Raw genomic sequence first — 4,914 nt, forward strand, 5'->3', positions numbered from 1 at the left:
CTCCACCATCCGCCGCGCCACCCGCCCCTCCGCATGCGGCGACGACGGATTCGCCCATTGCGAAAACCCCCGCGCCACCGCGTCGCGCGCGGCCTGCGTCATCGGCGTGGTGGCGGCATGATCGAGATAGAGACGGGTCAGGGCGCGTGTTCCAATTGCTTGTAAGGGCCTCCCGCCTATATAGCGCGCACTATCGGGCGCTCCACCAGCGCCCTTCCTGATCGGCGAGATTCATGCCCGAAGTCATCTTTCCCGGCCCCGAGGGCCGCCTCGAAGGCCGGTTCGTCCCCGCACCCCGGCCGCGCGCACCCGTCGCGATGATCCTCCACCCGCACCCGTCGGCGGGCGGCACGATGAACAACCGCATCGTGCAGGAACTCTACAAGACCTTCCAGCGGCGCGGCTTCGCCACGCTGCGCTTCAACTTCCGCGGCGTCGGCAAGAGCCAGGGCACGTTTGACAACGGCATCGGCGAACTGTCCGACGCCGCCGCTGCGCTCGACTGGGTGCAGAGCTTCCACCCGGAAGCCTCGACCACCTGGATCGCGGGCGTCAGCTTCGGCGCGTGGATCGGCATGCAGCTCCTGATGCGCCGCCCGGAGATCCGCGGCTTCATCTCGGTCGCGCCGCCCGCCAACATGTACGACTTCACCTTCCTCGCGCCCTGCCCGTCCTCGGGAATCATAATCCAGGGCGAAGGCGACGAGGTGGCGACGCCCGCCGCGACGCAGAAGCTGGTCGACAAGCTGCGCACGCAAAAGCACATCACCATCCACCACGACACGATCCCCAAGGCGAACCACTTCTTCGAGCACGAGATGCCCGAACTGATGGGCAGCGTGGACCGCTATCTGGACATGCGCCTGGACCCGAACTCGCCGATCAAGTGAGGCGCGTTGCAGCCGATTAGCGAACGCTGATCGGCGCTCCGGCAACGCGCCCGGCCGGCGGCGCCCACGCGCCGACCGACGGCGTGGCTTTGCCACGCCGGGCCGCTCACCCCCGCCTCTCACCCAAACCTCTCACATCGTCCAGATCAACACATTCCCCAACAAAACCGCGGCCATGACGAGCATCAAAATGCCCTTCGTCCGATCCCGCCGTTTCACCAGCAGATAGCCCCCACCGCCCACACAGGCGAAACAGGCCAGCATCGCCAGCGCCGGCGCGGCCTGAGCAATCCCCTCAAGCATCGGCGAGCACCCGCCCATAAGCGGCCATGTCGACATTCCCACCAGACAGGATCACGAGCATCCCCGGCTCCGCCCGCACCCGGCCCGACAGCAAGGCCGCCAGTGCCACCGCCCCGCCCGGCTCCACCACCAGCCGCAGCGTCTCCGCTGCCCAGCGCTGCGCGCCCGCGATCTCGCCTTCCGACACCGCAACACCTTCCGCGCCCCGCCGCGCCAGCACCTCGAAGGTCAGCGGCGACACCCGCGTCGTCTGCAGCGCGTCGCACGCGGTCGGCGGCGGATTGTCGCCGACCGGCTCGATCCAGCCCGCCTCCAGGCTGCGACGCATATCGTCCCACCCCTCCGGCTCGACCACCGTCACCCGCGCCTCGGGCAGCGCCAGCGTCAGCCCGGCCGCCAGCCCGCCCCCGCCGCATGGCACCACCACATGGGCCGGCGCCGGCAAACCGCGCTCGGCCATCTGCTGCGCCGCCTCGACGCCCGCGCTCCCCTGCCCCTCGATGACCCACGGATCGTCGAAGCTCGGCACCAGCGTCGCCCCGCGCGCCTCGGCCAGCCGGCCTGCGATCGTCTCGCGGCTCTCACGCGCACGATCGTAATCGACCACCTCCGCGCCCAGCGCCAGCGTCCCCTCCCGCTTGGCTCGCGGCGCATCGGCCGGCATCACGATCGTCGCCGCGATCCCCAGCCGCCTGGCCGCCCAGGCGATCCCTTGCGCATGGTTGCCGGACGAAAACGCCACCACCCCGCGCGCCCGCGCCGCCTCATCCAAAGCGGTAAGCCGGTGCCAGGCGCCGCGCACCTTGAACGCCCCCATCGGCTGCAGGGATTCGGCCTTGAACGCGACCTCCACCCCCTTGAAACGATGGGTAAAAATCGGCGTCGGCCCCAGGATTTCCGCCATTTTCGCGGCGGCATCCCGTACCCCGGCGCGTGTCGGCTGTCGCAGAATAGTCACATTTTATCCCTGACCGAGTTCAGACGCTTTACATAGCCAAAAGTGGGTCCTACATCGCGCGTCCGCTGCCCCATGGGACTTCCAACCGCAAGGCAGCTTTTTCTGTCGTCATGCCGCAAGGCAATTGGAGGTCCCTTGAGTTGCACAAGCATCATAGCGCGCTGGGGTTAGTTTCCACCCTTCGTCCGGTACAGCCGGTCACGCTCGTTCGCCCGCACGCCGCTGCGCGCGCCGCCCGCTTCTTCGTGGAGAAGTTTCCGGGCCGGCCGATGTATGCGGTAAAGGCGAACCCGTCCCCCGAACTCCTCCAGATCCTGTGGGATAACGGCGTCACGCATTACGACACCGCGTCGATCGGCGAGGTGCGTCTGGTCAAGTCGACCCTGCCCGATGCGGTGTGCTGCTTCATGCACCCGATCAAGGCGGAAGAGGCGATCGCCGAGGCGTATTTCGATCACGGCGTACGCACCTTCTCGCTCGACAGCATGGAAGAGCTGGCGAAGATCGTCCGCGGCACCCGTGGTGCGGATGATCTCACCTTGTGCGTGCGCCTGCGCGTCTCGTCCGAATATGCCAAGCTCAGCCTGGGCTCCAAGTTCGGCGTTGGTCCGGACGAGGCCAAGGAACTGCTGATGGCGACCCGCCAGGTGGCGGATGCGCTCGGCATCTGCTTCCATGTCGGCAGCCAGACCATGTCGCCCGACGCCTATGTGGGTGCGATGGAGCGTGTCCGCGCCGCCATCGTGGACGCTGCGGTGACGGTGGACGTGATCGATGTCGGCGGCGGCTTCCCGTCGCGCTATCCGGGCATGAACCCGCCCCCGCTGGAGCGTTTCTTCGAGACGATCCACCGCGCGTTTGAGAGCCTGCCGATCAGCTATTCGGCAGAACTCTGGGCGGAGCCGGGCCGGGCGCTGTGCGCCGAATATTCGTCGGTCGTCGTCCGTGTCGAGCATCGCCGCGGGGCCGAGCTGTTCATCAACGACGGCGCGTACGGCGCGCTGTTCGATGCGGCGCATATCGGCTGGAAATACCCGGTGCAGTTGCTGCGTGAGCCGGAATCGGATGCGCGCGACATGGACTTCGCCTTTTGGGGTCCGACCTGCGACGATATCGATTATATGAAGGGCCCGTTCCCGCTTCCTGCGGACACGCGCGCCGGCGATTATTTCGAGATCGGCATGCTGGGCGCCTATGGCTCGGCAATGCGCACGCAGTTCAACGGCTTCGGCTCCGACCTGACGGTCATGGCCGAGGACGAACCGATGTTCTCCGTCTACCGCGAGGACGAGGCCGACCAGCGCGTCACGACGGGCAACGTCGTCAAGCTGTAACGGCCTCACTATATCATACGTCTTCCCTCCTCCCGCTTAGCCGCGGGAGGGGCGGCTTTGGGTTTCCGCGTCCCCAATATCGAACGACGACGGCTGGATAGCCAAGGGCGAACCATGACCGACACGCTGACCAAGACCGCAAGCGCCAACGCGCCGATCAACGATACCCGCAAGGCCGAACTGCTCTCCAAGCAGGTCAAGCACATCGACATCAAGAGCTTCGACGCGCGCCCGATCGTCGATGCGATGGCCGATATGAGCTTCACCAGCCGCGACCTGGGTCGCGCGACCGGCATCTACAACCAGATGCTGGCCGACAAGGACTGCTCGATCTTCCTCGTCATCGCCGGGTCAACCTCGGCGGGCGGCTGCATGGACCTCTATGCCGAACTCGTGCGCAACAACATGGTCGACGGCATCGTCGCGACCGGCGCCACCATCGTCGACATGGATTTCTTCGAAGGGCTCGGTCACAAGCACTATCAGGCGCTGGAGATCCCCGACGACGACACGCTGCGTTCGCTCTACATCGACCGCATCTACGACACGTACATCGACGAGGAAGCGCTCCAGAACGTCGACCACACGATCTTCGAGATCGCGGAGTCGCTGGAGCCGCGCGCCTATTCCAGCCGCGAATTCATCCGCGAGATGGGCAAGTATCTCGTCAAGCACGGCAAGAAGGAGAACAGCCTCGTCAAGCTCGCCTATGAGCATGACGTGCCGATCTTCTGCCCGGCGTTCGTCGACAGCTCGGCCGGCTTCGGCCTGGTCAAGCATCAGGTCGATGCCGCCAAGGAAGGCCGCCCGTACCTGATGATCGACGCGGTCGCCGACTTCCGCGAGCTCACGCAGATCAAGATCGAGGCGGGTGTCACCGGCCTGCTGATGATCGGCGGCGGCGTGCCGAAGAACTTCATCCAGGACACCGTCGTCTGCGCCGAGATCCTGGGTCACGACGACGTTCAGGTCCACAAGTATGCGGTGCAGATCACCGTTGCCGACGTGCGCGATGGCGCCTGCTCGTCCTCGACGCTGCAGGAAGCGGCAAGCTGGGGCAAGGTGAACACCGGCATCGAACAGATGGTCTTCGCCGAGGCCGGCTCGGTCATGCCGCTGCTCGCCTCCGACGCCTATCACCGCGGCCACTGGAAGGACCGCCCGGTCCACCGCTGGGCCAAGCTGTTCGACAAGCAGGCCTGAACCTGAGAGAAGGTCGGCAGGGAGACTTGCCGGCCTTTCTTTTTACCCCTCGCCCCTGCGGGGAGCATCAGGGAAACAGCGCCCCGTGCTGTTTAGTCCATGCCGGGGCATGGACGACCTGATGCTGGAAGGGGCCCGCTGGCGTAAGCCAGTGGGAAGAATGAGGGGGTGCCAAGCAGCGCAACGCCGTTTGCGACCATAGTCCCCCTTGCCCCCACCCCTACAC

The 4,914-nt window shown here is 66.2% G+C and carries 5 protein-coding genes and 1 pseudogene; 3 read left to right on the forward strand and 3 right to left on the reverse strand.

The window, feature by feature from the left end; genetic code table 11:
• Nucleotides 1–102: pseudogene (locus Q0U08_RS17685) on the reverse strand (aminotransferase); the annotation flags it as partial.
• A 131-nt stretch (nucleotides 103–233) separates the two neighbouring features.
• On the opposite strand from Q0U08_RS17685, the gene Q0U08_RS17690 reads away from it, so the two are divergent.
• Nucleotides 234–890 carry an alpha/beta hydrolase gene (locus tag Q0U08_RS17690; protein WP_112382558.1) on the forward strand — a complete coding sequence of 219 codons (657 nt, stop codon included), beginning with the start codon at nucleotides 234–236 and terminating at the stop codon, nucleotides 888–890.
• A 132-nt stretch (nucleotides 891–1,022) separates the two neighbouring features.
• Here the strand turns inward: Q0U08_RS17690 and Q0U08_RS17695 are convergent, their stop codons facing one another.
• Both Q0U08_RS17695 and Q0U08_RS17700 read right to left on the reverse strand, forming a co-directional pair.
• Nucleotides 1,023–1,193 carry a hypothetical protein gene (locus Q0U08_RS17695; RefSeq protein WP_298092954.1) on the reverse strand — a complete coding sequence of 57 codons (171 nt, stop codon included), beginning with the start codon at nucleotides 1,191–1,193 and terminating at the stop codon, nucleotides 1,023–1,025.
• Entirely contained in the window at nucleotides 1,186–2,097 is a 912-nt protein-coding gene (locus tag Q0U08_RS17700) for a threonine/serine dehydratase (protein WP_298092958.1), read from the reverse strand. The genes Q0U08_RS17695 and Q0U08_RS17700 overlap by 8 nt, the downstream gene beginning before the upstream one ends.
• Nucleotides 2,098–2,291: 194 nt before the next feature.
• Between Q0U08_RS17700 and Q0U08_RS17705 the strand changes: the two genes are divergently transcribed.
• Together Q0U08_RS17705 and Q0U08_RS17710 are read left to right on the forward strand one after the other, a co-directional pair.
• Nucleotides 2,292–3,485 (forward strand): type III PLP-dependent enzyme, encoded by a 1,194-nt coding sequence (locus tag Q0U08_RS17705; RefSeq protein ID WP_298092955.1) that lies wholly within the window; start codon nucleotides 2,292–2,294, stop codon nucleotides 3,483–3,485.
• A gap of 114 nt (nucleotides 3,486–3,599) precedes the next feature.
• Nucleotides 3,600–4,688, forward strand: coding sequence for a deoxyhypusine synthase (locus Q0U08_RS17710; protein ID WP_298092957.1), 1,089 nt, complete (start codon nucleotides 3,600–3,602; stop codon nucleotides 4,686–4,688).
• Nucleotides 4,689–4,914: the final 226 nt, after the last annotated feature.

This window comes from uncultured Sphingomonas sp., assembly GCF_946477935.1.
Classification (GTDB): domain Bacteria; phylum Pseudomonadota; class Alphaproteobacteria; order Sphingomonadales; family Sphingomonadaceae; genus Sphingomonas.

Excerpts from the sequence above, each read along its gene's own strand:
- Q0U08_RS17700 (WP_298092958.1), bottom strand. The coding sequence starts at position 2,097 with ATGGCGGAAATCCTGGGGCCGACGCCGATTTTTACCCATCGTTTCAAG.
- Q0U08_RS17710 (WP_298092957.1), top strand. The coding sequence starts at position 3,600 with ATGACCGACACGCTGACCAAGACCGCAAGCGCCAACGCGCCGATCAAC.
- Q0U08_RS17690 (WP_112382558.1), top strand. The coding sequence starts at position 234 with ATGCCCGAAGTCATCTTTCCCGGCCCCGAGGGCCGCCTCGAAGGCCGG.
- Q0U08_RS17695 (WP_298092954.1), bottom strand. The coding sequence starts at position 1,193 with ATGCTTGAGGGGATTGCTCAGGCCGCGCCGGCGCTGGCGATGCTGGCC.